At 71.4% G+C, this 23,378-nt stretch carries 24 protein-coding genes; 13 read left to right on the top strand and 11 right to left on the bottom strand.

Annotated elements, in window-relative coordinates:
- The first annotated feature begins 129 nt into the window (after positions 1-129).
- Together ACN28F_RS08615 and ACN28F_RS08620 are read left to right on the top strand one after the other, a co-directional pair.
- Positions 130-498, top strand: a complete 369-nt coding sequence (locus ACN28F_RS08615) for a hypothetical protein (RefSeq protein ID WP_289207513.1) — start codon at positions 130-132, stop codon at positions 496-498.
- Positions 491-934 carry a hypothetical protein gene (locus ACN28F_RS08620; RefSeq protein WP_289207514.1) on the top strand — a complete coding sequence of 148 codons (444 nt, stop codon included), beginning with the start codon at positions 491-493 and terminating at the stop codon, positions 932-934. Before ACN28F_RS08615 ends, ACN28F_RS08620 begins: the two co-directional genes overlap by 8 nt.
- Here ACN28F_RS08620 and ACN28F_RS08625 read toward each other — a convergent pair.
- Entirely contained in the window at positions 865-2,547 is a 1,683-nt protein-coding gene (locus tag ACN28F_RS08625) for an alpha-amylase family protein (RefSeq protein WP_421357415.1), read from the bottom strand. The two genes, ACN28F_RS08620 and ACN28F_RS08625, sit on opposite strands and share 70 nt — an antisense overlap.
- Positions 2,548-2,782: 235 nt before the next feature.
- Here ACN28F_RS08625 and ACN28F_RS08630 point away from each other — a divergent pair, with 235 nt between their 5' ends.
- Both ACN28F_RS08630 and ACN28F_RS08635 read left to right on the top strand, forming a co-directional pair.
- A complete protein-coding gene (locus tag ACN28F_RS08630; protein ID WP_289207516.1) occupies positions 2,783-3,784 on the top strand; it encodes a LacI family DNA-binding transcriptional regulator in 1,002 nt (333 codons plus the stop codon).
- A gap of 52 nt (positions 3,785-3,836) precedes the next feature.
- The gene (locus ACN28F_RS08635; RefSeq protein WP_289207517.1) at positions 3,837-4,502 is read left to right on the top strand and encodes a DedA family protein; all 666 of its coding nucleotides are present in this window, start codon (positions 3,837-3,839) and stop codon (positions 4,500-4,502) included.
- 189 nt (positions 4,503-4,691) lie between these two features.
- Here ACN28F_RS08635 and ACN28F_RS08640 read toward each other — a convergent pair whose 3' ends face one another.
- The 5 genes from ACN28F_RS08640 to ACN28F_RS08660 all read right to left on the bottom strand — a co-directional run bounded on the left by ACN28F_RS08640 (position 4,692) and on the right by ACN28F_RS08660 (position 9,528).
- Positions 4,692-6,083 carry a chitinase gene (locus ACN28F_RS08640; protein WP_421357416.1) on the bottom strand — a complete coding sequence of 464 codons (1,392 nt, stop codon included), beginning with the start codon at positions 6,081-6,083 and terminating at the stop codon, positions 4,692-4,694.
- 101 nt (positions 6,084-6,184) lie between these two features.
- Positions 6,185-6,682: a DinB family protein gene (locus ACN28F_RS08645; RefSeq protein WP_421357417.1), complete on the bottom strand. Its 498-nt coding sequence runs from the start codon at positions 6,680-6,682 to the stop codon at positions 6,185-6,187.
- A 95-nt stretch (positions 6,683-6,777) separates the two neighbouring features.
- Positions 6,778-8,193, bottom strand: coding sequence for a carbohydrate-binding protein (locus ACN28F_RS08650; protein WP_421357418.1), 1,416 nt, complete (start codon positions 8,191-8,193; stop codon positions 6,778-6,780).
- Between the two features lie 186 nt (positions 8,194-8,379).
- Positions 8,380-9,141, bottom strand: a complete 762-nt coding sequence (locus ACN28F_RS08655; protein WP_421357419.1) for a YidC/Oxa1 family membrane protein insertase — start codon at positions 9,139-9,141, stop codon at positions 8,380-8,382.
- An 84-nt stretch (positions 9,142-9,225) separates the two neighbouring features.
- Positions 9,226-9,528 carry a DUF6412 domain-containing protein gene (locus ACN28F_RS08660; protein WP_289207522.1) on the bottom strand — a complete coding sequence of 101 codons (303 nt, stop codon included), beginning with the start codon at positions 9,526-9,528 and terminating at the stop codon, positions 9,226-9,228.
- 128 nt (positions 9,529-9,656) lie between these two features.
- Between ACN28F_RS08660 and ACN28F_RS08665 the strand changes: the two genes are divergently transcribed.
- The 4 genes from ACN28F_RS08665 to ACN28F_RS08680 all read left to right on the top strand — a co-directional run bounded on the left by ACN28F_RS08665 (position 9,657) and on the right by ACN28F_RS08680 (position 13,950).
- Positions 9,657-10,439, top strand: coding sequence for a hypothetical protein (locus ACN28F_RS08665; RefSeq protein ID WP_289207523.1), 783 nt, complete (start codon positions 9,657-9,659; stop codon positions 10,437-10,439).
- A gap of 201 nt (positions 10,440-10,640) precedes the next feature.
- Positions 10,641-11,858, top strand: a complete 1,218-nt coding sequence (locus ACN28F_RS08670) for a carboxylate-amine ligase (RefSeq protein ID WP_421357420.1) — start codon at positions 10,641-10,643, stop codon at positions 11,856-11,858.
- Position 11,859: 1 nt separating this feature from the next.
- A complete protein-coding gene (locus tag ACN28F_RS08675; protein ID WP_289207525.1) occupies positions 11,860-13,239 on the top strand; it encodes an FAD-dependent oxidoreductase in 1,380 nt (459 codons plus the stop codon).
- Positions 13,240-13,311: 72 nt separating this feature from the next.
- Positions 13,312-13,950, top strand: a complete 639-nt coding sequence (locus tag ACN28F_RS08680) for a DUF1707 SHOCT-like domain-containing protein (RefSeq protein WP_421357421.1) — start codon at positions 13,312-13,314, stop codon at positions 13,948-13,950.
- Between the two features lie 109 nt (positions 13,951-14,059).
- Here ACN28F_RS08680 and ACN28F_RS08685 read toward each other — a convergent pair whose 3' ends face one another.
- On the bottom strand, positions 14,060-14,878 hold the full coding sequence (locus tag ACN28F_RS08685) for an Fpg/Nei family DNA glycosylase (RefSeq protein ID WP_421357422.1): 819 nt from the start codon (positions 14,876-14,878) through the stop codon (positions 14,060-14,062).
- Positions 14,879-15,025: 147 nt separating this feature from the next.
- Here ACN28F_RS08685 and ACN28F_RS08690 point away from each other — a divergent pair, with 147 nt between their 5' ends.
- The 3 genes from ACN28F_RS08690 to rocD all read left to right on the top strand — a co-directional run bounded on the left by ACN28F_RS08690 (position 15,026) and on the right by rocD (position 18,054).
- A complete protein-coding gene (locus tag ACN28F_RS08690) occupies positions 15,026-15,694 on the top strand; it encodes a hypothetical protein (RefSeq protein WP_421357423.1) in 669 nt (222 codons plus the stop codon).
- A 315-nt stretch (positions 15,695-16,009) separates the two neighbouring features.
- A complete protein-coding gene (gene ddaH, locus ACN28F_RS08695) occupies positions 16,010-16,819 on the top strand; it encodes a dimethylargininase (protein ID WP_289211082.1) in 810 nt (269 codons plus the stop codon).
- Positions 16,820-16,830: 11 nt separating this feature from the next.
- Complete coding sequence (rocD, locus tag ACN28F_RS08700) at positions 16,831-18,054, top strand: ornithine--oxo-acid transaminase (RefSeq protein WP_289207529.1); 1,224 nt, start codon at positions 16,831-16,833, stop codon at positions 18,052-18,054.
- 63 nt (positions 18,055-18,117) lie between these two features.
- On the opposite strand, the gene ACN28F_RS08705 is transcribed toward rocD, so the two are convergent.
- Together ACN28F_RS08705 and ACN28F_RS08710 are read right to left on the bottom strand one after the other, a co-directional pair.
- A complete protein-coding gene (locus ACN28F_RS08705; RefSeq protein ID WP_421357424.1) occupies positions 18,118-18,756 on the bottom strand; it encodes a hypothetical protein in 639 nt (212 codons plus the stop codon).
- A 38-nt stretch (positions 18,757-18,794) separates the two neighbouring features.
- Entirely contained in the window at positions 18,795-19,430 is a 636-nt protein-coding gene (locus tag ACN28F_RS08710) for an HNH endonuclease family protein (RefSeq protein WP_421357425.1), read from the bottom strand.
- Between the two features lie 239 nt (positions 19,431-19,669).
- On the opposite strand from ACN28F_RS08710, the gene ACN28F_RS08715 reads away from it, so the two are divergent.
- Together ACN28F_RS08715 and ACN28F_RS08720 are read left to right on the top strand one after the other, a co-directional pair.
- Positions 19,670-20,497, top strand: a complete 828-nt coding sequence (locus ACN28F_RS08715; RefSeq protein ID WP_421361318.1) for a DUF72 domain-containing protein — start codon at positions 19,670-19,672, stop codon at positions 20,495-20,497.
- 203 nt (positions 20,498-20,700) lie between these two features.
- Entirely contained in the window at positions 20,701-21,189 is a 489-nt protein-coding gene (locus ACN28F_RS08720; RefSeq protein ID WP_421357426.1) for an SRPBCC family protein, read from the top strand.
- A gap of 99 nt (positions 21,190-21,288) precedes the next feature.
- On the opposite strand, the gene ACN28F_RS08725 is transcribed toward ACN28F_RS08720, so the two are convergent.
- Both ACN28F_RS08725 and ACN28F_RS08730 read right to left on the bottom strand, forming a co-directional pair.
- On the bottom strand, positions 21,289-21,909 hold the full coding sequence (locus ACN28F_RS08725) for a hypothetical protein (protein ID WP_421361320.1): 621 nt from the start codon (positions 21,907-21,909) through the stop codon (positions 21,289-21,291).
- Positions 21,910-22,490: 581 nt separating this feature from the next.
- Positions 22,491-23,291 carry an NPP1 family protein gene (locus tag ACN28F_RS08730; protein WP_421357427.1) on the bottom strand — a complete coding sequence of 267 codons (801 nt, stop codon included), beginning with the start codon at positions 23,289-23,291 and terminating at the stop codon, positions 22,491-22,493.
- Positions 23,292-23,378 lie beyond the last annotated feature (87 nt).

The raw sequence follows: 23,378 nt of genomic DNA on the forward strand, positions 1-23,378 counted from the left end.
TATAGACCTCAATGGATACGGCAGGCCACTGTCCGTACCCGGGCGGTTGCGCGACGACCAGCCCGGCAGGGACGGATGCCGTGGTGAGTAGGGTGTGGGCGTGGCTGGGGCAGTTGAGGCGGAGCGCGGATGAACGGGCCGCTCGCCATCGTGGTCATCGTCGGCGCGTTGCTGGTGGCCGGCTGGGCGTTGCTCTGCGCGGCACTGGACCGCCCACCGGGCCTGGTCCAGTACGGCGGACTGGCGGCCGTCGAGGTGGCACTGCTGGCGTTGACCGTCGTCGCCGTGGTGGCGGTGGTCGGCGGGCACCGCCCCGGTGACCCGCCGGTCTTCGCCGGCTACCTGATCACCACCCTGTGTCTGCCGCCGATGGCGGGAGTCCTCGGTCGGATGGAGCCCACCCGGTGGGGTTCGCTCACCGTCGGCGTCTTCTGCCTGGTCATCCCGGTGCTGGTGGTGCGGTTGCAGCAGACCTGGACGGCGGTGGCCGGTGGCTGAGCAGGAAACCCGGGACGGCCGGGCGGCGCGGGACGGCCGGCCGGGCCGGACCAGCAACGGCCCCGGCCGGGTACTGATCGGCGTCTACATCTTGTTCGCGATCGCCGCCTCGTCGCGGGCCGGGGTGCAGATCGCCACCCGGTTCGGCGAGGCCCCGGTGGCGTACCTGCTGTCGGCGATCGCCGCACTGGTCTACCTGGTGGCCGCCGCCGGGCTGATCGTCGACGGCCAGGTCGGCCGGCGGATCGCGTACGTGTGCTGCAGCGTCGAACTGGCCGGGGTGCTCGGCGTCGGCGCGGCGAGTGTCGCCGTACCGGCTGCGTTCCCCGACGAGACGGTCTGGTCCGGGTTCGGCAGCGGATACGGCTACATCCCGCTGGTGCTGCCGGTGATCGGGCTGTGGTGGCTGTTCAGCCGCAGCCGGATCCAGCGGTAGCCGAACCCGTCGAGGTCGAGGGCGTCGAGCTTGCCGACCGGCGGGTAGTCCTGGTCGGCCAGCACCTCGGTGGGCAGCTCAGCGTCGTCGTAGAGGTCACCGAGGTCGACCGTGGCCGGCTCGGTCCCGAGGTTGTGCAGGAAGAGCATGGTGCCGCTGTGGTCGTCGGCGCGGTGCACCAGGATCCCGGGCGGGGTGGGGACGTCGACGTGCGTACAGGAGCCGGCGCCGACCTCCGGGGCCTCCCGCAGCGTACGGATCATGCGCTCGAACCAGCCGAGCAGTGAGCCGCGGTCGCGGCGTTGCGCGGTGACGTTGACCGTGCCGTAGCCGTACTCGTCGTCGTCGATGATCGGGCGGACCAGGTCGGCCGGGTCGGCAGTGGAGAAGCCGGCGTTGCGCAGCGACGACCACTGCATCGGGGTACGGATCGCCTCCCGGCCGTCCAGCGACAGGTCCTCGCCCATGCCGATCTCCTCGCCGTAGCGCAGCACCGGGGTGCCGCGCAGGGTGAACTGCAACGAGTACGCCAACTCGATGCGCCGCCGGTCGTTGCCGAGCATCGGGGCGAGCCGGCGGCGGATGCCGCGCCCGTACAGCCGCATGTGTTCCTCGGGGCCGAACTGGGCGTACACCTCCTCGCGTTGGGCGGCGGTCAGCCGGGACAGGTCGATCTCGTCGTGGTTGCGCAGGAACGTCGCCCAGGAGGCACCGGCCGGCAGCGCCGGGGTGTCGCGCAGCGCCTCGATGACCGGCTCCGGATCCTGGCGGGCCAGGGCGAGCAGGAGCCGGCCGTTGAGCATGAAGTCGAAGAGCATGTGCAGCCGGTTGGCCGAGCCGCCGGCGTCGGCGAAGTAGTCGACGAGCTCGTCCGGTTCGACATTGGCCTCGGCGAGCAGGACCGCGTCGCCGCGTCGCCACTGGACGTGCTGGCGCAGGTCGGTGAGGACGTCGAAGTCCTTCGGCGACGACGGCTGGCCCGGGGTGGTGTGCTCGATGATGAACGGCACCGCGTCCATCCGGAACCCGGCGACGCCGAGCTGCAGCCAGAACGACATGATCTTCTTGAGCTCGGCGCGGACCTGCTCGTTGCGGATGTCGAGGTCCGGCTGGAACCGGTAGAACCGGTGGTAGTACCAGGCCTTGGCCCGCCGGTCGTAGCTCCACGTCTCGTGCTGCTCGCCGGGGAAGACCATGCCCTGGTGCCGGTCGCTGGGCTCGGTGTCGGACCAGACGTACCAGTCGCGGTACGGCGAGTCCGGCGACGAACGGGCCGACTGGAACCACGGATGCTGGTCGGAGGTGTGGTTGACGACCAGGTCGATGATCACCCGGATGCCCCGGTCGCCGGCCTGGTGCAGCAGTTCGGCGAAATCACCCAGAGTGCCGAAGCGCGGGTCGACGTTGTAGAAGTCGGTGACGTCGTAGCCGTCGTCTCGGCCGGGCGACGGGTGGACCGGGTGCAGCCACAGGCAGGTCACGCCGAGCCGGGCCAGGTAGTCGAGGCGACCGATCAGCCCCGGGATGTCGCCGATCCCGTCCCCGTTGGAGTCGGCGAAAGTGTCGATATCCAGACAGTAGACGACCGCCTTGCTGAACCACCGGTCGTTCATGCCCGCACTCCGTCGCCGCCGACCGCACCGGAGGAACCGCTGTTCACGCTCTGCCTGCCCATGACCGGTCAGCTTCTCCAGCGGCCGCGGTCGGCAAACTCTCCGGCGGACCATCGCGTGACAGGTGGCAATTGCCCGACCTGGCCGGCCGTCGCGCTCCGTACCCGGTCTGTAATCATCGTGCGGGTTCCGTGGTCGACCCCGGCGGTCGACGACAGGTGAAGAGGGCGAGGACATGGCGACCATCTACGACGTCGCGCGACAGGCGAGGGTCTCCCCGGCCACCGTGTCCCGGGTCGTCAACGGCCACGCCAACGTCGACCCGGTGCTCGCCGACCGGGTCCGGCAGGCGATGCGGGAACTGGACTACCGGCCGAACGCGCTCGCCCGCAACCTGCGGCGCAGCCGGACGACACTGTGGGCGGTGCTGATCAGTGACATCGGCAACCCGTTCTTCACCGCCCTGGTCCGTGGCGTGGAGGACGTCGCCCAGCAGGTCGGCTACTCCGTGGTGCTGTGCAACACCGACGAGGATCCCGCCAAGGAGGCCCGCTACCTCAACGCCGTCCTCGCCGAGCAGGTCGCCGGGGTGCTCATCGCCCCGTCCGGCGCGGCCGGTGACCTGGACCGGCTGACCGCGCTGCGGGTGCCGTTCGTGGTGATCGACCGACAACTGCACGGCGGGCGGATCGACACCGTACTTGTCGACAACGAGCACGGTGCCCGGCTCGCCACCGCCCACCTGGCCGAGTCCGGCTACCGGCGGATCGCCTGTATCACCGGCCGGCGGGGCGTCTACACGGCCAGCAGCCGACTGGCCGGATACCGGCTGGCCCTGGCCGACGCCGGGCAGCCGTACCGGGAGGACCTGGTCCGGTACGCCGACTTCCGCGCCGACGGCGGCTACCAGGCGATGGCCGACCTGCTGCGGATGTCGCCCCGGCCGGACGCGCTGTTCGTCGCCAACAACCTGATGACCGTCGGCGCGGTCGAGTGCCTGGTCGACCAGGGCGTCGACGTGCCGACGGAGATGGGCGTGGTCGGCTTCGACGATCTGCCGTGGGCGCATCTGGTCCGGCCGGCGTTGACCACCGTCACGCAGCCTACGTACGAGTTGGGTGAGGCCGCCGCCCACCTGCTCGCCGCCCGGATCGCGGACCCGGACCGGGCCGCGACCACGGTGACCCTGCCGACGAAGCTGCAGGTACGGGAGAGCTCGACCCGCGCCGGGGTGTGAGGCGGGCGGCCAGCGGGTACGGCAAGGACCCGCACGAGCACCCGGGAGCGCCATGGCCGTCACCGTCGACACCCCACCTGAGCAGGCGGGTGGCCTGACCGGCTGGGTGGCCGGCGTCATCGAGCGCCTCGGCGAGATCGGCGTCGGACTGCTGGTGGCGCTGGAGAGTGTGATCCCGCCGATCCCCAGCGAGGTGGTCCTGGCGATGGCCGGCTACCTGGCCAGCCAGGACCGGGTCGACCTGGTCTGGGTGTGGCTCGCGGCGACCGCCGGGTCGCTGGCCGGCGCGCTGCTGCTCTACTGGCTGGGCGCGGCGATCGGCGAGCCCCGGCTGCGGCGCTGGTTGGACAAGCTGCCGCTGGTCGACCCGGAGGACCTGGACTCCGCCGACCGTTGGTTCGACCGGTACGGACGCTGGGCGGTGCTGTTCGGGCGGATGGTGCCGATCGTCCGGAGCCTGGTCTCGGTGCCGGCCGGCGCCGACCGGATGCCGTTGACCCAGTTCAGCGTCTTCACCACGCTGGGCAGCGGGGTGTGGAACGCGTTGTTCGTCGGCGCCGGATTCGCTCTCGGCTCGCAGTGGCAGCAGGTCGAGCGGTACAGCCGCTGGTTCGACATCGCCGTGATCGTGCTCCTCGGCGGGTTGGTCGTGCACTGGGTGGTCGGGCAGGTACGACGGCGGCGACGCCGGGCCGCCGACCGTGACCGGGCGTGCTGAGGACTGGAGCTCACTGGCCGGTCAGGGTTACTGGCCCCGGACCTCGCCGCACTTGTCGGTCGGCGTCCGGCGGTCATGCACAGCGATCCGCCGGTATTCCTGTGAGGAATAATTATTCCTCACAGGAATACCGGCGGATCCGAGTTACCGTCCCGGCGGGGCAGCGTCGCGGTCAGGGCAGCATCGCGGTCAGGGCAGCGTCGCCAGGTGCGGCTTGACGGTACGGGCGAACGAGTTGCCGTTGCTGACGTCCCAGTTGATCGACCAGGTCATCGCACCCCGGATCCCGGGGTAGGTGCGAGGCGGCCGGAAACTGCCGCAACCGGTGCCCCGGGCCAGGCAGTCGAGGGCCTGGTTGACCATGGTCGGGGCGACGATGCCGCCGCCGGCCGCCCCGGGGCCGGCGGGTAGACCGAGCGCCACCTGGTCGGGCCGCAGGCCGGCTTCCAACTGCAGGCAGGCCAGGGCGGTCATGAAGTTCACCGTGCCCTGGCTGTAGGCGAAGGTCTGATCGCAGCCGAGCATCGAGCCGGAGTTGTAGAACTGGGTGTGCACCACGGTCAGGATGTCGCGGATGTCCAGGGCCAGCTTGAAGTAGGACACCGACGGTGACTGCATGTCGATCGTCTGCGGCGCCATCGTGATGATCAGCCCCGGCCCGGTACGGCTGCGCAGCGTCCGCATCGCCTGCGCCATGTAGGTGGGGTTGAGCCCGTTCTCCAGGTCGATGTCGACGCCGTCGAAGCCGTACTGCTGGATCAGCCCGTACAGGCTGTCGGCCAGCGCCGACGCCGACGCCGCGTCGTTGACCGCGACCCGGCCGGTCTCTCCACCGATCGAGATGATCACCTTCTTGCCGCGCTGGTGCAGTGTGGCGACGTCGGCGGCGAACTGGGCGTCGGTGTAGCCGCCGAGCGCAGCGGACAGGCCCGGGTCGATGCCGAAGGTGACCTGACCAGGGACGCTGGTGGCCTCGGCGAAGGCGACCGCGATCAGGTCGTACTCGGCGGGAACGTCGCGCAGCCGCAACTCCACGGCCGGGTTGTCGAAGTTGTGCCAGTAGCCGGTGAGGAAGTGTTTCGGCAACCCGTCACCGGTAGGGGGTGGGGTACTGGGGGGTGGGGTCGTCGGCGGGGCGGTCGTGGGCGGCGCGGTGGTCGGTGGCGCGGTGGTCGGTGGCGGCTGCTGGCCGCCGCAGGCCGCCCCGTTGACCGTGCAGTTGAGTGGAGCCCCGGGGCCGCTGCCGAGGAACCCGAAGGAGACCGACGCGCCGGGTGCGACGCCGCCGTTCCAGCTGCGGTTGGTGAAGGTGAACCGCTGGCCGGAGACGGTCAGCAGGGCGTCCCAGTAGGTGCCGACCGTACTGCCGGCGGGCAGGTCGAAGGCGACGGTCCAGCCGGTGAGGGCCGCCGTACCGCCGTTGGTCACGGTGATCCGGGCTTCCCAGCCGCTGCCCCAGTCGGAGGTCTTGACGAAGGTCGCGGTAGGTCCGGCGGCGAGCGCCGGCCCGGCCGCCCAGACCACCCCGGCGGCGGCGAGGACCGCCGCCAGCACCGGGGCCACTATCCGTACGGGTCTCATCGACGTCCTTCCCTCGAAGCACCAGTGCCGGCAATTATTAGGACTCTTAACAGTTTTGTAAACACCTCACTCCGCAGAAGTTGGTCGCCGGGCCCCGTAGGTCAGGTACGCAGCAGCTGCTCCCGCAGGATGTCGGCGTGACCGCAGTGCTGGGCGAGTTCACGCAGCACGTGCAGGTACACCCAGCGCAGCGGCAGCGGCCCCCGCCGGTTGCCGCGCAGGATGTCGTCCAGCCCCAGGGACGACGTCGCCCGGCGGGACGCTTCGCAGGCGTCCCGGTGGGCCCGCTGGACACTGGCGATCGTGTCGTCGTCGCCGAGGATGAACGACTCGTCCGCCGTCGCCGGTAGCCCGAGTTCCGTACGCGGTCGACACGTGACGGCCTCGTCGAACCAGACCTTCTCGACGAAGGTCACGTGCTTGACCAGACCCAGCAGGGTGGTCCGGGAGAGCACCAACGATCGACGTGCCTGTTCCTCGGTCAGCCCGTCCAGGCAGCTGTTGAGCGCTGCACGGTGCTCGTCGAGGAACGCCTCGAACTGACGGCGCAGCGGCTGGGCGACGACCTGCTCGGCGAAGGTCGGTGGGTAGGTAGGCATGCCCGGAGCATCCCAGCTGACTCGGGTGACCGACCGGCCGGTCCTGTGCCGGTACCCGACGGGGAGCCCGGCCGAGCCGGGCTCCCCGTCGAGGGTCAGCGGCGGAAGTGGAACCAGTTGACGTTGACGAAGTCGTTCGGCTGGCCACTGCTGAAGGTCAGGTAGACCGTCTGCCGGCCGGTCACCCCGGAGACGTTGCCGGGCACCGTACGCCAGGTCTGCCAGCCGCCGGTGTCACCGACGGCGAAGCTGCCGATCGGCGTGGCGGTCGGACTGCCGATGCGGACCTGGACCAGTCCGCTGACCCCGGCACCGGCACCCGAGGCGACCCGGGCGACGAAGTCACGCGGCGGCGACGAGCCGAAGTCGACGTTGTCGTAACGCGCCCAGTCGCCGTTGGCCAGCCAGCCGATGTTACGGCCGCCCTCGCTGCACTCCTCGGTGCCGACGCCGCTCTGCGCGTTGAACGCCTCGGCCTGGATCGTGGCGTACGCGTTGACCACCCCGCCCGGTGGCGGGGTCGTGGGCGGCGGCGTGGTCGGCGGCGGGTTCGACCCGCCGCGGGTGTAGACCGCGACGTAGTCGACAAGCATCGGTACGCCGGAGACGGTGGCCGCCGTCGGCGTGGTGGAACCGGCGACACCGTTCGGGAAGGCACCACCCATCGCCACGTTGAGCAGGATGAAGTAGCCGGCGTGGGTGGTCATGTTGGACCAGTGCGGCTCGGGGATCTGCCCCTGGGTGACCGTGTGGTAGTGCTGCCCGTCGACGTACCAGCGCAGTTGCTGCGGGCTGACGCTGGCGTCCCACTCGAAGCGGTAGGTGTGGAACGCCGACTGGCAGGAGGCACCGGGGCAGGCCCGCGATCCGCCGAGGCCGTTGAACTCGTCGCACGGTCCGCCCGGGGCGACGCCGCAGTGCAGGACGCCCCAGACGTTGTTCAGTCCGTTGACGTTCTCCATCACGTCGAACTCGCCGATCGCCGGCCAGTTCTGGTAGTTGCCCCGGTACGGCGACCCGAGCGCCCAGAACGCCGGCCAGTAGCCGGAGGCGGCGGCCCCGGTCACGTTCGGCACCTGGATCCGGCCTTCGATCGCCATCACGCCACCGGACGGCGGCTTGAAGTTGCTGCGTACCGTCTCGATCCGGGCGGAGGTCCAGTTGCCGGCGCCGTCGCGGATCGGGGTGATCCTCAGGTTGCCGTTGCCGTCGTGGCGGACGTTGGCGGTGCTGTTGGTGTAGGTCTGGATCTCGCCGGTGCCCCACTGCGGCGGTCCGCCGGGGTAGCTGGTGCCGGTGTCGATGATCCAGTTGGCCGACGAGGGCAGGGTGTTGGCGGCACCGGTGAAGTCGTCGCTCCAGACCAGGTTCCAGCCGCTGGGGGTCGGCGGAAGCGCGGCGTTGGCGTGCGCGGTGACCGAGGCGACCAGGGCGGTCGCGGTCAGCGCCGCCGCGACGGCGACGACGCGGGTACGGGGACGACGGCGTGTGCCGCGCGGGGGTGCGGTCATCATGTGCCTCTCTGCTGGGGGTGAGAGCGTTCTCTGCGGAGGGGGTGCCGGATGTTGCTCTCAGGGCATCAGGACTGATCAGGACGGATGAACCTCGCCCAGACGAGCTGAGAGAGCGCTCTCAGGTGTTGTACGTCGCCGGACCACACTTGTCAACCACCGTCGATGTCGGCGACCACTGCGGGGTCAGCCCGCCCGCTGTGTCAGCCAGTGCCGCAGTGCCGTCTGCTCCAGCACCGTCCAGGTCGTCGTGGTGGCCAGGTAGAGACCGGCGGCCAGCGGCACCACCAGCGCGACCAGCACCGTGCCGTACGGCAGCAGGGGCAGCAGCCGGCCGGCAACCGCCATCGGCGACGGCTCAGCCGACCCGCCGGCTGCGGCCCGGGCGGCCTGCGCCGAGCGGCGCATCCGACGCGACGTCGCCCACGCGGCGACCGCCAGCAGCGCCAGTACCAGGCCGAACACCCCGGCCTCGGCCAGGCCGGACAGCTGCGGCGCGGAGGTGCCCAGCCCGACTCCGAACAGCGACCCGGCGAGCAGGCCGTCGGCACCGGACGAGCGGGTCACCAGGTGGTACATCAGGATGAACACCGGTGCTGCGGCCAGCGCCGGCAGGCACCCGGCGAACGGTGACGCACCCGCCGAGCGGTACAGCGTCATCGTCTCGACGGCGAGCCGTTGCGGATCGTCGACGTACCGGCCGCGCAGCTCGGCCAACTGCGGGGCGAGCGCGGCCCGGCGGACCTCGGCACGGATCTGCAGCCAGGTCAGTGGGCTCAACAGCAGCCGCACCACGACGGTGACGGCGATGATGGCGACAGCGGTGGCGTTGACTCCGGCCAACGGGGTGAACGCCACCGCCAGCCCGGTGACGAGGTCGGTGGCGTACGCCACGACCGGCGCGAACGGGCCGGCGTCGGCGGGTACGGCGGACAGGACAGCAGTCATCGACAGGATTCCCTTGCACGCGGGTGGAACCCCACCCGGGGCGTCGACCGGTGTCGGCGACGCGCGGCCCGGGCCGGGCAACGGTCAGGCGGTGACGAAGGGCCTGCCGGGTGCGCGGGGACGGGGCCGGCCCGGTGCGTCCGGGTCTGCCTGACGGGGAACGTGCCGGCCGTCGCCGGGCCGGTGGGCGCCGGGACCGGGTCGGCCCGGCAGCTGACCGACGGCCGGGACGCCGCAGACCAGCCGAACGGCCAGGACGGTCGCGATCACCACGGTGACCGACGCCGCGGCGGCGGCGAGCAGGTGCGTCGGTGGCACGCTGGAGACGGTGATCAGCGACAGGGCGTACGCCCAGATCCCGATCAGGCTCAGCGGAAGCACCGGCACGCAGGCCATGCTAGGAGGCGGCCGCAACCCGGACCGGGCGACGGACCGCGACCCGGACCGGGCGACGGTACGGCGATGCGACAGCGAGGAGTGGTAGTCAGGGTGCGCACGTCCCACGGAGCACGTCGGTGACCGGCTGGTTCGAGCGCACCATCGTCTCGACCGGCCGGCTCCCGCTGTTCTGCTTCTTCGTCGGGGTGGTCCTCGGCTTCGCCTTCATCCGCTTCTCGGTGCGGATGATCAGGGCCCGGGTCCGCTGGTGGCCCGGCAACATCACCCCCGGTGACCTGCACATCCACCACGTCGTGTTCGGGGTGGTCTTCATGCTCGTCGCTGGGGTCGCCGGGCTGGTGATCCCGGTGGAGCTGACCGTGTGGCGGGCGGTGGCGGCGGCGCTGTTCGGCATCGGCGCGGCCCTGGTGCTCGACGAGTTCGCCCTGCTGCTGCACCTGAGCGACGTCTACTGGTCGGAGCGGGGCCGCACCTCGATCGACGCCGTCTTCGTCGCCGTCGCCGTCTCCGGGCTGCTGCTGATCGGCCTGCGGCCGTTGGGGGCCAACGAGTTCCTCACCGGTGAGACCGATCCGGCGCAGTTCGCCGGCGCGGCGCTCATCGTGATCAACCTGGTGCTGGCCGCCGTCACCCTGCTCAAGGGCAAGATCTGGACCGGGCTGCTCGGCCTGTTCCTGCCGGTGCTGCTGATCGTCGGCGCGCTGCGGCTGGCCCGGCCGCACGCGCCCTGGGCGCGCTGGTTCTACCGGGGCGACAGTCGCTGGGCCGAGTGGCGCCGGACCCGGGCCGCCGACCGGGAACGCCGCTACCGGCAGCCGATCATCCTGGTCAAGATCCGAATTCAGGAGCTGATCGCCGGCCGCCACGACCTGCCGCTGCACCGCCCACCCCGCCGCTGACCGGTCGTCACCAGCGACGCGCTGCCGACATTCGTACCGCGACCGGCGCCGGAAGGCGCAAGATGGTCACGACGACGACCGGCCCGGGCCGGCAACCCTGGGCCCGGACCACCGGGCCGGTCACGTTTGCCCCACCTGACCGGTGGGGTATGCGATCGCCGGCGCGCCGAGCGGCGGCGTGCGACGACAGGCGGTGTCCAGATGACCAGCAGTACCGTCGCCGAAGCGCCGTCGCGACACCTGCCCGACGAGTTGACCGTCGGCGTCGAGGAGGAGTTCCTCCTCGTCGACCCGGACACCGGTGTCGCCGCCCCGGCGGTCGAGTCGGTCCTGGCCGAGGTCCCGCCGGAGCTGCGCGGCCAGGTGCAGCGCGAGTTCCAGACCAGCCAGATCGAGATCGGCAGCCCGCCGGGCCTGGACCTGCGGGCGCTGCGGCGGACCCTCGGTACGCTGCGCGGCGGGGTCGCCGACGCCGCCGAACGGGCCGGGGTGCGGCTGCTCGCCGTCGGCACCGCGCCGATCGCCGGGCCACTGCCGGCGGTGGTCGACGACCCTCGGTTCCACCGGATCGTCGAACGGTACGGCATGCTGGTGCCCGGGCCGGGCAACAACGGGCTGCACATCCACGTCGGCGTACCGGACCCACGGATCGGTGTCGAGGTGCTCAACCACCTGCGGCCATGGCTGCCGGTGCTGCAGGCGGTGACCGCCAACTCGCCGTTCTTCGACAGCGTCGACACCGGGTACGCCAGTTGGCGGTCGATCATGTGGCAACGGTGGCCGGCGGTCGCGCCGACGCCGTGGCTGCGCTCGCACGAGCACTACCTGTCGTTGATCGACGACCTGATGGCGACCGGGATCATCCTCGACGAGGGGATGCTCTACTGGTACGCCCGGTTGTCGGCGCACTACCCGACCGTCGAGGTCCGCATCGGTGACGTCTGCCCGAGCCTGGACGACACGATCCTGCTGGCCGCTCTGGTGCGCGGGCTGGTCGGCACCGCGTTGGCCGCCGTCGCGCAGGGCCGGCGCGCGCCGGAGGTGGCGCACCATGTGCTGGCGGCGGCGCACTGGCGGGCCGCCCACGACGGGTTGGAGGGCCGGGCCGTGGACCTGACCGACGGCTCCCCCGCCCTGCGCCCGGCCTGGCACCTGCTGCGTCGCCTGGTCGATCAGATCCGTCCGGAGCTCGACCGGCACGGCGACGTCGGGCTGGTGAACTCGCTGCTCGGCCGACTGCGGTCCCAGGGCAGCGGGGCGGCCCGACAACGGGCGGTCCACGCCGGCACCGGTGAGCTACGGGACGTCGTCGGCTACCTGGCCGGCCAGACCCGCAGCGTATCGATCATCCCGGCACCGGCGGGCGTGGCCCGCGACCGGCTGCCGGCAGCGAGCGACCATGGATCGGAGGGAGTCTGACGTGGTGCACCGGATGGTGGTGATCGGCGGTGACGCGGCCGGGATGTCGGCCGCCTCGCAGGCCCGGCAACTGCGTGGCCCGGACGACCTGTCGATCGTCGCGTTCGAACGCGGCCGGTTCACCTCCTACTCGGCCTGCGGAATCCCGTACTGGATCTCCGGCCTGGTCGACGACGCGCAGGAACTCATCGTCCGCGACCCGGAGACGTTCCGCCGCGACCACCACGTCGACGTGCGGGTCCGCCACGAGGTGACCCGGATCGACCTGGACGCGCGCGAGGTGGTCGCCACCTCGTTCGCCGACGGCGGGCGCGAGGTCCGGGAGCCGTTCGACACCCTGGTGTACGCCACCGGAGCGGTGCCGGCACAACCGCCCTGGGCGAAATCGGCGGCGTTCGGGGTGTTCGGGGTGCAGACCCTCGACGACGGGGCGGCGCTGCGGGAGTGGCTCGACCAGGACGATTCGCCGCGCCGGGCGGTGGTGGTCGGCGGCGGCTACATCGGGGTGGAGATGGCCGAGGCGATGATCCGCCGTGGGCTGGCGGTGACCCTGGTGGAGCGCAGCGCACAACCGATGTCTACTGTCGACCCGGACATGGGGGCGCTGGTCCGGTCGGCGCTGGTCGGGCTCGGCATCGACGTGCGTACCGGGGTGTCCGTCACCGGACTGCACGAACGGGACGGACGGGTCTGCGAGGTACTGACCGACGACGGGGCGCTGCCGGCCGACGTGGTGGTGCTCGGGCTCGGTGTACGGCCCAACACGGCGCTCGCGGAGCAGGCGGGACTGCCCATCGGCGTCACCGGGGGAATCCGTACCGACCTGCAGATGCGGGTGATCGGGGTGCCCGACGTGTGGGCGGCCGGCGACTGTGTCGAGACGTACCACCGGGTGAGCGGCCAGCCGGTGCACGTGCCGCTGGGTACCCATGCCAACAAGCAGGGCCGGGTCGCCGGCATCAACATCGGCGGCAGCTACGCCACCTTCCCCGGGGTGATCGGCACTGCGGTCACCAAGGTCTGTGATCTCGAGGTGGCCCGGACCGGGCTGCTCGAGCGGGAAGCCAAGCAGGCCGGATACGACCACGTGACCGCGACCGTGGAGTCGAGCAACCGGGCCGGCTACTTTCCCGGTACCGCCCCGATGACCGTCAAGCTGATCGCCGAACGGCACACCGGGCAGTTGCTGGGGGCGCAGATCGTCGGCACGTCGGAGGCGGCGAAACGGATCGACGTACTGGCCGTGGCGGTGTGGAACCGGATGTCGGTGGCCGAGATGACCGCGCTCGACCTCGGCTACGCCCCGCCGTACTCGCCGGTCTGGGATCCGGTGCTGGTCGCCGCCCGCCGGGCCAACGACACGGTGGCCCGGACCGACTGACCCGGTCGCAGACGCGTCGCGGCGGGCCGGGCAGCGGTCAGGCGCTGGTCGGAGGCGGTTAGGCTCGGCAGGGTGGACCCGGCGACGCACCCCAGCGATGACCACCTGCGTGTCTCCGACGCCGAACGGGAGCAGGTGGTGGAGCTGCTCGGCCAGGCGACCGCGGAGGGTCGGTTGACCCTCGACGAGTACGCCGAACGGGTCACCGAGGCGCACAACGCCAGGACCCGCGGCGAGCTGGCCCGGCTCACCGCGGACCTGCCGACGGACCCTGCCGGCCAGCTGCACGGCAGCGGTGGCGCGATGGCGGTACGCGGCCCGGGCGGCACGCCGCTGCCGATCGGTGGGAGCGCCTCCCCGGCTCCGGTGGAACGGATGGTGGCGATCTTCGGCGACGAGGTCCGTAAGGGCCACTGGCTGGTCCCGGACCGGTTGGAGGCGCGGGCGGTGTTCGGCGACTGCAAGATCGAGTTGCAGGACGCTCAGCTGCAGCATCACGTCACCACCATCGAGGCGACGTCGATCTTCGGGTCGGTGACGGTGTACGTGCCGGAGGGCGTCGACGTCCGGATGAGCGGTACGGCGGTGTTCGGCGACAAGAAGTCGAAGCTGACCGCGCTGCCGCGACCAGGCGCTCCGGTCATCGAGGTGGTCTGCAACGTGATCTTCGGCTCCGTGGTGGTCCGCCCCCCAAAGCGCAAGTGGTGGTGAGCGCACTACCCCGCCCCGCCCCGCCCCGCCCCGCCCCGATGATCTTGCAGTTATCGCGAGCTTTTGTCCACTTTGCTCCACGATAACTGCAAGATCGTCGCGATCTTGGTCAGCTGGGTTGGCAGGTTTGGCACCAGTAGCTGTTGCGGGCGGCCAGGGCACCAAGGACGACGGTGTCACCGCAGCACAGGCAGGGGCTTCCGGTGCGGCGGTAGACGTACACCTCGCCACCGTGCCGGTCGGCGCGCGGTGGGCGACCCGTCGCCTCTGGTAGGTGTTCTTCGCGGACCGTGTCGATGCGGCCCAGCTGCGCCCCGATCCGCATCAGGTCGACCAGGTCGCCCCAGATCGCCTGCCACTGGTCGGCGGTGAGCCGCCGACCTGGTCTTGTCGGGGCGATCCCGGCCCGGAACAGCACCTCGGTGGCGTAGACCAGGCCGACCCCGGCGACGATCGACTGGTCGAGCAGCAGCACGCCGAGCGGTCTGGCGCTGCGCCGGATCTTCGCGCCGGCGGTGTCCGGGTCGGCGTCGTCGCGCAGCGGGTCCGCGCCGAGCCGGCCGCGCAGCGCGTCGACCTCGGCCGGGGTGAGCAGTTCGCAGGCGGCGGGGCCGCGCAGGTCGGCCCAGTGCCGTCGGCTGACCAGCCGAAGTCGGACCTGCCCGACCGGTGCCGGCGGCGCGCCGGCCCCGTCGGTGACGGTGCCGTAGAGACCGAGGTGCACGTGCAGGATCCCGCCGCCGTTGCCACCGTCGTAGTGGTGCAGCAGATGCTTGCCGTACGCCTCGGTTGCCGTGAGGGTGGCGCCGGTGAGCCGCTGCGCGCCGGCCGCGAACCGGCCCTGCGGGCTGGTCGCGACGATCTGCGCTCCACCGAGTATGGCGTAATGGCGTGCGGCCAGCCGGTGGATCGTGTGTCCCTCGGGCATGGCGACAGAGCCTATCGGCCCGAAGATCATCGTCGGCGGAACGCCCGCATGATAGGGGTGTGTGACGGACGGGACGTCTGGGTATCCCGGGAGAAACCGCCGGCGCACCTACAGCGGAGCCGGCGCACCGATAAGGAGGATGGTCTGATGGTCAGGATTCCCTCGCTGACGCGGCGTACGGAGCCGACGGCGTCGGCCGAGACCGCGCCGCCACCCGGCGGCACCACTCGGACCGCGCCCCACAACAGCCCGGCCGACCCGCCGACCGGTGACCGGACGCCGCCGAAGGCCACTGCGCCGCCGCAGACCACGACGCCGCCGAAGGCCGCGACGCGGACCGACACCGCAGGCCGCGACGACACGGTACGCCGCAGCGACACCGCCGTCACCGACCCGGCCACCCGGCCGACCGCCCCGGGGCCACGACCGGAACCGCCGACCCGGGAGGAGACCACCGGCCGGCCGACTCCCCCGCCGGCTCCGGCCGGCCCGCGCCCCCGGGCCAGCATGCTGGCCACCCTGAGCCTGATTACCGGTCTCGTCGGCGCGTTGTTCGTCCTCTCCGGCCCGCTCGCGCCGTACGGGATCGCGATCGGCGTCGTCGCGCTCGCCCTGGGCCTCGGCGGGATCTCGGCCACCGCCCGCCGGCACATCGCCGGGCGGACCGAGGCGCTGATGGGGATCGTCCTCGCCCTCGGGGCGATGCTCGTCGGCAGTTTGGCGCTGACCGGTTCGCTGACCTGGCTGACCACCGAGACGGACATGGCGCAGCAGGTACGGCAGTGGCTTGATTCACAGTTTGCCGGAATCTTCTGACGGGCAATTGTGAGCCGGGACGGTGGTTCACCGCCCCACCGGCCCCCGAACGAGCGGTGGTTCACCGCAGGGGCGCCGAGAGCACCGGTGGTTCACCGGGCACCGCATCTTCGGGGGGCGACAGCGTGGTCGCCCCCCGAAAGCATGTGTACGCAACGTTCCGTTGTCCATCCCCGGTAAGCACGCAACGATTCGCCGCCACAAGCAACTCACAGCAGTGGTTTCTGCTGATCTGAGCTTCTAGCGTGGAGACAAGCGCCAGCCCACGGCCACCGCCGGGGCGCGCCTTCGACCCCAGGAGCCAGACACATGACGATGCACGCCACCCACCGGCACTACCTGATGTGCCGGCCGACGTACTTCGCCGTGGAATACGCGATCAACCCGTGGATGGACCCGACCCGCCCGGTCGACCGGGAGTTGGCGATCGCCCAGTGGGAGCAGCTGCGCGACACGTACCGGGAGCTGGGTCACACGGTCGAGGAGATCGCACCGCTGCCCGGTCTGCCGGACATGGTCTTCGCCGCCAACGGCGCCACCGTCATCGACGGCCAGGCCCTCGCCGTGCAGTTCCGGGAGCCGCAACGGGCCGACGAGGCGCCCGCCTACCGCGACTGGCTGGAGCAGGCCGGCTTCGCCGTGCACGAGGCCAAGCACGTCAACGAGGGCGAAGGCGACTTCCTGGTGGTCGGCGACCACCTGCTCGCCGGCACCGGGTTCCGCACCTCACCCGCCGCGCACGCCCACGCCCAGGAGGTCTTCGGCCGGCCGGTGGTCACCCTGCAGCTGGTCGACCCGTGCTTCTACCACCTGGACACCGCACTGGCGGTGATCGACGAACGGACCATCGCGTACCTGCCGGAGGCATTCTCCCCCGGCAGCCTCGCCGCGCTGCGGCGGCTGTTCCCCGACGCGATCGCGGCCAGCCTGGCCGACGCGGCGGCGTTCGGGCTCAACGCGGTCAGCGACGGCCGTAACGTGGTGCTGCCGGTGCAGGCCGAAGGGCTGGCCACGGCGCTGCGCGAGCGCGGCTACCAGCCGATCGGGGTGGACCTGTCCGAGCTGCGCAAGGCCGGCGGCGGGGTGAAGTGCTGCACGCTGGAGCTGAGGGGGTCCGGCCGATGATCGTCGACGGGATGCTGCGGACACCAGGCGCGCTGCTGCGGACACCGGGGGCGCTGCGCGACGCCGAACGGTGGACCGCGCACAACTACCACCCGCTGCCGGTGGTGCTCCGTGAGGCCGCCGGTGCCTGGGTCACCGACGTCGACGGAAAGCGGTACCTGGACTGCCTCGCCGGCTACTCGGCCCTCAACTTCGGCCACCGGCACCCGACGCTGATCGCGGCGGCCCACGCCCAGCTGGACCGGCTCACCCTGACCAGCCGGGCGTTCGTGCACGACCAGTTCGCCGACTTCTGCCGCGAGCTGGCGGCGCTGTGCGGCAAGGACATGGTGCTGCCGATGAACACCGGCGCCGAGGCGGTGGAGACCGCGATCAAGGTCGCCCGCAAGTGGGGCTACCAGGTGAAGGGCGTACCGGACGGGCAGGCCACCATCGTCGTGGCCGACGGCAACTTCCACGGCCGGACCACGACGATCATCAGCTTCTCGACCGACGCCGAGGCCCGCGCCGACTTCGGGCCGTACACCCCGGGGTTCAAGATCGTGCCGTACGGCGACCTCGCCGCGCTGGCCGACGCGATCGACGAGACCTGCGTCGCGGTGCTGCTCGAACCGATCCAGGGCGAGCAGGGCGTGGTGGTGCCACCGGACGGCTACCTGACCGGGGTACGCGACCTGTGCACCCGCAACGACGTGCTGTTCCTCGCCGACGAGATCCAGTCCGGGCTGGGCCGCACCGGGACCACGTTCGCCTGCGACCACGAGGGCGTGGTGCCGGACATGTACCTGCTGGGCAAGGCGCTCGGCGGCGGCATCGTGCCGGTGTCGGCGGTGGTCGCCGACCGCTCGGTGCTCGGCGTGCTGCGCCCCGGTGAGCACGGGTCGACGTTCGGCGGCAACCCCCTCGCGTGCGCGGTCGCCACCGAGGTGGTCCGGTTACTGGCCACCGGCGAGTACCAGCGGCGCTCGGCCGAACTGGGTGCCCGGCTGCACGCCGGGCTCGGTGCCCTGCGTGACGCCGGTCGACTCACCGCCGTCCGGGGTCGCGGCCTGTGGGCCGGGCTGGACCTGGCCCCCGGCCCGCTCACCGGCCGGCAGGCGTGTGAGCGGCTGGCCGACCGGGGCGTGCTGGCCAAGGACACCCACGGCGCGACGATCCGGCTCGCCCCGCCGCTGGTCGTCGAGGAGTCCGACGTGGACTTCGCCATCGAACAGCTTTCCTTCGTGCTGCGCTGAGCACACCGGCCGGCCGGGGGGCGATGCGCCGCCCGGCCGGGGGCCGGCCGTCCACGGGCACGGTCAGTGGAACACGATGGCCCGGCCGCTGGCGATGCTCGCCCGGCACGCCTCGTGCAGCGTGAGCCAGGTCTGCGTCTCGACCGCGAAATCGGCGTCGTCGGGCAGCGCGAACAGCCGGGCCGCCTCGGTGTCCGGCAGGTCACCGGCCGGATCGAGCCGTACGCCCAGCGCCGTCGCGCAGCGCCGCAGCTCGGCGAGCAGGCCCTGGCTCGAACCGACGATGCCGCCGCCGGTGACGCCGGTCCCGGCCGGCAGGAACAACGGGTCACCGAGATCGACCGGGACGTAGTAGCCGGCGCTGTCGGAGTGGCACAGCAGGTGCGACTCCAGCAGCGCCGCCCGGTCGTCGATCAGCTCCCGGTCGGCGGCGAACCCGGCGGCGTCGGCGACCGGGGTGACCGGCGTGGCCGAATCCACCAGGGCCAGCACCCGACGCAGCCGGTGCAGGGCACTGGCGGGAAAGCCGCGCAGGTGCGGCCGGGTCGACGGCACCGCCACGTCGTAGGGCTCCTGCCAGGCGACGCCCTCGGCGGCCAACGCGGCGCTCAACTCGTCGAGGGCGGCGCGGCTGCGCGCCGCCCCCTCATCGTCGATTCCGGACAGTGCCGTGGTGATGCCGACCGTTACCGCGAGACTCATGCGGGGCAGGGTAGCCGCACCGTCCGACAGGCCGTCAGTCAGCAGGTGGCCAGCATGCCGGACAGGGCGGACTTCTCCGCGCTGTCCACGGTCAACCCGTAGTACCACTTCACCTGGATCCAGGCGCGGGCGTACGTGCAACGGAACGATGCCAGCGGCGGCTGCCAGTCGGCCGGGTCCTTGTCGCCCTTGGCCTGGTTGACGTTGTCGGTCACCGCCCACAGCTCCGGTCCGCCGAGATCGTTGGCGTACGCCTGACGCCGGGCGGTGGTCCAGGCGTGGGCACCGGAGCGCCACGCCTCGGCCAACGGCACCATGTGGTCGATGTCGACGTCGGAGGCGGCGGTCCAGGTGGCCCCGTCGAACGGGCTGTACCAGGTACCGGAGGTCGCGGCGCAGCTGCTGTTGACCACCACGTTCGTGCCGTCGCGCTTGAGCACCTGCTCGCGGGTGTTGCAGGAACCGGTGATCGTGATCCAGTGCGGGAACAGCGAACGGTTGTAACTGGACTGGTTGGTCTCGGCGGCGACGGTCAGCGAGTTCAGCCGACTGAGCGCGGTGCTGTAGGACGGGATGTTGGGCGGGGTGGCCTGGGCGGGGACGGCGGTCAGGGTGAGGGCGACGAGTGCGGCGACCGTCGCGGCGACGGCGGCGGCAATGGTACGGCGGGCCATGCGGGGCTCCCGGTGTCGCTGCCCGCCGCGGCCGGGTCGGGTGCTCCAGCCTGGGGGGACGGCGAGCAGGTCGATACCGGAAATCTAAGCTGCTCAATCGCCTTGATCAGGACTGTTCGATGAACGTGACGTAAAGTCCCGCGCTCGATCAGGGTGGCTCTATCGTTGTCCACGTGCCGAGCTTCCCCGCCGCCGCGAATCCGCCGACGACCCTGCCCCGACTCGCGGTGGGCTGCGCGATGTGGACGCACAAGCCCTGGCAGGGCCGGCTGATCGCGCACCCGCTGCCGCCGGCAGAGCGGCTGCGCCACTACGCGGCCTGGTGCACCGCGGTGGAAGGCAACACCACCTTCTACGCCACCCCGAGCCGGGAGACCGTCGCCACCTGGGCGACGCAGACCGACCCCGACTTCCGCTTCGTCCTCAAACTGCCGAAAACCGTCACCCACGAACGCCGGCTCACCGACGCCGACGGCCCGCTGGCCGCCTTCCTCGACGCGATCGCACCACTCGGACCGCGTACCCATGCGCTCTGGGCCCAGCTACCGGCGTCGTTCGGGCCCGACGACGTACCGACCCTCGCCCGGTTCCTACGCCGACTGCCCCGCGACCATCGGTACGCCGTCGAGGTCCGCCACCCGGCGTTCTTCACCGAGCCGGCCGCGACCCGACTGCTCGAAGGGACACTGGCCGACGTCGACGCCGAATGGGTGCCGTTCGACACCACGGTGTTCTTCGCCGCCGGGCCGACCAGCGACGCCGAACGTGAGGCGTGGGTCAAGAAGCCACGTACTCCGTTGCGTACCCGGGCGCTGACCGACCGGCCGATCGTGCGTTACCTCGGCCGCGACGACGTCGAGCAGACCGTCGCCGGCTGGCGGCGCTGGGTCGACGCGTCGGTGGCCTGGCTCCGGCAGGGCCGCTCACCGACGGTGTTCATCCACACCCCGGACAACGCCGACGCGCCGACGCTGGCCCGCCGCTTCCACGACGAGGTACGGGCCGCGCTTCCTCAGCTCACCCCGCTGCCCGAGCCGATCCCGGCGCAGCCGCTGACCCTGTTCTGACCGCCGGGTCGGAGTGCCGGCCACCACCTTGCCCTGACCGGGCAGCCGGCCGGTCCCCGATCCGAAAGATCGCATTCACCGTGCCCTGCCCGGCCGCTGCTCGCACCGGCAGGTCCCGCCACTGTGGGAACTACTCGTCGACGAGCGCGCGGACGGTCGTCACCGGCACGCCAACTGGCCCGCCGGTGGCGGATGATGGGCCGATGCCTGTGGTCGAAGCAGCGGTAACCGTCCCCGTACCAGCGGATCTCGCCTTCGCGGTGTCCCAGACCACCACGCCGGTCCGGCACCGCTGGGACCCGTTCATCCGGGCACAGCACTTCGTCGACGGGGCCACCCGCCCCGGCAAGGGCGTCCGCACCTTCACCCGGTCCCGGCACGGCCTGACGATGATCAGCGAGTACGTCTCGTACGCTCCGCCGACCAACGTCGGCATGAAAATGGTGCGTGGTCCCTGGTTCTTCGAGATGTTCGCCGGCGGCTGGCGGTTCGCCCCGGCGGCCGAGCCCGGTCACACGGTGGCGACCTGGCGGTACAGCTTCCGCTGCCGGCCGGCACCCCTGCGCCCGGTCGCCGACCGGATCGGGTTGTGGCTGCTGGGCCGCGACATCCGCCGTCGCATCGCCGGCTACGCGGCCGGTTGCGCCGATCCGGAGGTTGTCGCCGCCGCCCGCCGGTCACTGTCCGACTGATCCCGGTCGACTCTCAGCGCCTCGGGGCCCGCCGCAGCGTGAGGGCCGGACCCCGGGTACGGGGTCCGGCCCTCACGCTGAGCGTGGAGGTGTTCCGGGTCAGCTGTTCCAGTGCTGGGCGACGAGTTCGGCAGCCTGGGTCTCCCACTGGGCGTAGTGGTCGGGGTAGGCCGACACCTGCACCGTCTGGGCTGCCTCGGTCAACGGCATGTCCTGCCAGCCGTCGACGGCCTTCAACCCGTTGAGGAACGCGGTGGTGGAGTACTCGACGTCGGTGATCTGCTCGACGGTGCCCCAGCCCGACGACGGCCGCTGCTGGAACAGGCCCTGCGAGTCGTGGTCGTTACGGTCACCGAGGTGGCCGAGGTTCTCCAGCTTCGACTCCTGCAGGGCGGTGGCGATGGCGACCACGGCGGCGCGTTCGTCCATGCCGGCCTTCTTCGTGGCGGCGATGATGCCCTTGACGTTGTCGGTCTGCTCGTCGGACAGGGTGATGCGGGACTGCTCGCCCTGCACACCGTGCGGGATCAGCTTGCTCGTGTCGACGCTGCCGCTACCGCTGGTGGCGGTGACCGGCGTGGTGGTCGCCGATGCGGCGGCGGTCGAGGCGGCCTGTACGCCGGGGGTGTGCTGGGCGGCCAGGGCCGGGGCGGCGATCGCGCCACCGGCCAGGGTGAGACCGGCGATGCCCAGGGCGGCGGTGCGCAGGCTGGTGGTCAGGGTACGGCTGATGATCGTGGTCATGGGGGGTCCACCTTCCGTTTTCCGAGGGGGCACACCCGTCACCCGGCCCCCGAACGTGCGGGGCGGGTGGTGCGTGGGGTGTGCGGTAAACGGTCATCCGGGTGGTACGGGGACGCCACGGCGGCTACCCGCCCGCGCTGGCGGCTCTCCGCCGGCTCCACGGGCTTCCCGCCGGTCTCGGCGGGGCGGGCCTTCCGTGCGTCGCGACCATGTACAACCACGCCCGCCGACGGATCATTCCGGGTCGCCGGCCCGCTCGGCGGGCCACTGCCGGCGGGCCACTGCGTCAATAGCCGGCTCAGCGGCTCACTGCGCCACAGCGGCCCACAGCGGCCCACATGTCACTGCCGGTGACGAGCCGGGCAACGGATACCGCGCCGAACGATATTCCTCAGAGGTATGAATATTCCTCACAGGAATACCGCGCTACGGCGTTACCGGTCCGCAGTGCCCGTCCGCAGTGCCCGTCCGCAGCACCGACGCGCGGTACCGATCCGCGAACCACGCACAACGGACCGACACGCACAACGGACCGACCGAGTGGATCACCCGGCAGGTCAGGCCCACGGATCGAAGGGGATACCGCCCGGTTTCGTCCTGTTCAGCAGGTTTCGGAACCGATCGTCCTGATCGGTGATCTTGATGCTGGCGGAGCCGAAGTTGGCGGCCATCAGCCGGTCCCGCAGCGCGGTGCTGGGCCAACCGTTCCAGTCGACGATCGGCGGGTACCGCCAGGTGCCGTAGTGGTTCTCCGGCGGGTCGTCGTTGCTGTTGGCCAACCGGAAGTTGTGCGAACCGAAGGCGCCTTCCTTGTGGTAGACGACCTTCGGATGGGTGCCGTCGAAGCGCACCGAGGAGCGCGGATAGGTCTGCACCTCGCCGTGCACCGTACGGGACACGAAGTCGACCTGGTGCGCGGCCTGGTTGACCCAGGAGACGACGTGCTCCCAGTCGTGCCGGTGACCGCAGCAGCCCTGCACGGTCTGGTCCTTCTCGAAGTAGCTCGCGTACACGATGGCGCACCAGCCGTTGTTGCACTTCGACCGGGCGTACGTCTGGGTGCGGTCGAGATCCTCCCGGTCCCGACAGTTGCCGTTGACCGCGCCGGTGGTGTTCAGCCCGCCGTTGAGGGTGCCGTCGGGGGCGATCGCCGCCACGGGGTAGCACCCGTCCCCGTCGTAGTCGTACGCCGGCGAGAAGGTCAGCTCGTAGCCGCCGGCGGACTGGGGCAGGTTGGGCAGGTTGGCCGCCAGTGCGGCGGTGGCCGGGGCGATCACCAGCACTGTGGACAAGGCGGCGGCCCCGATCCAGTTCCGGCGGCGAACCACCGTACGGGACGGGGCGGTGACGTGACGCAAGGCGGCCTCCCTGGACGACCGAGGTGACCAGATTAGTGTGGTCGACGTCGATATCCAAGGAGTTGACTATCGATGGCCGTACGGTGG

The organism is Solwaraspora sp. WMMA2101, assembly GCF_049179175.1.
GTDB lineage: Bacteria > Actinomycetota > Actinomycetes > Mycobacteriales > Micromonosporaceae > Micromonospora_E.

What these genes read in the sequence shown, in the direction of transcription:
- ACN28F_RS08615 (WP_289207513.1), top strand. Translation starts at nt 130, where the DNA reads ATGAACGGGCCGCTCGCCATCGTGGTCATCGTCGGCGCGTTGCTGGTG.
- ACN28F_RS08625 (WP_421357415.1), bottom strand. Translation starts at nt 2,547, where the DNA reads ATGAACGACCGGTGGTTCAGCAAGGCGGTCGTCTACTGTCTGGATATC.
- ACN28F_RS08630 (WP_289207516.1), top strand. Translation starts at nt 2,783, where the DNA reads ATGGCGACCATCTACGACGTCGCGCGACAGGCGAGGGTCTCCCCGGCC.
- ACN28F_RS08635 (WP_289207517.1), top strand. Translation starts at nt 3,837, where the DNA reads ATGGCCGTCACCGTCGACACCCCACCTGAGCAGGCGGGTGGCCTGACC.
- ACN28F_RS08640 (WP_421357416.1), bottom strand. Translation starts at nt 6,083, where the DNA reads ATGAGACCCGTACGGATAGTGGCCCCGGTGCTGGCGGCGGTCCTCGCC.
- ACN28F_RS08645 (WP_421357417.1), bottom strand. Translation starts at nt 6,682, where the DNA reads ATGCCTACCTACCCACCGACCTTCGCCGAGCAGGTCGTCGCCCAGCCG.
- ACN28F_RS08650 (WP_421357418.1), bottom strand. Translation starts at nt 8,193, where the DNA reads ATGACCGCACCCCCGCGCGGCACACGCCGTCGTCCCCGTACCCGCGTC.
- ACN28F_RS08655 (WP_421357419.1), bottom strand. Translation starts at nt 9,141, where the DNA reads ATGACTGCTGTCCTGTCCGCCGTACCCGCCGACGCCGGCCCGTTCGCG.
- ACN28F_RS08670 (WP_421357420.1), top strand. Translation starts at nt 10,641, where the DNA reads ATGACCAGCAGTACCGTCGCCGAAGCGCCGTCGCGACACCTGCCCGAC.
- ACN28F_RS08685 (WP_421357422.1), bottom strand. Translation starts at nt 14,878, where the DNA reads ATGCCCGAGGGACACACGATCCACCGGCTGGCCGCACGCCATTACGCC.
- ACN28F_RS08690 (WP_421357423.1), top strand. Translation starts at nt 15,026, where the DNA reads ATGGTCAGGATTCCCTCGCTGACGCGGCGTACGGAGCCGACGGCGTCG.
- ddaH (WP_289211082.1), top strand. Translation starts at nt 16,010, where the DNA reads ATGCACGCCACCCACCGGCACTACCTGATGTGCCGGCCGACGTACTTC.
- rocD (WP_289207529.1), top strand. Translation starts at nt 16,831, where the DNA reads ATGCTGCGGACACCAGGCGCGCTGCTGCGGACACCGGGGGCGCTGCGC.
- ACN28F_RS08705 (WP_421357424.1), bottom strand. Translation starts at nt 18,756, where the DNA reads ATGAGTCTCGCGGTAACGGTCGGCATCACCACGGCACTGTCCGGAATC.
- ACN28F_RS08710 (WP_421357425.1), bottom strand. Translation starts at nt 19,430, where the DNA reads ATGGCCCGCCGTACCATTGCCGCCGCCGTCGCCGCGACGGTCGCCGCA.
- ACN28F_RS08715 (WP_421361318.1), top strand. Translation starts at nt 19,670, where the DNA reads ATGTGGACGCACAAGCCCTGGCAGGGCCGGCTGATCGCGCACCCGCTG.
- ACN28F_RS08720 (WP_421357426.1), top strand. Translation starts at nt 20,701, where the DNA reads ATGCCTGTGGTCGAAGCAGCGGTAACCGTCCCCGTACCAGCGGATCTC.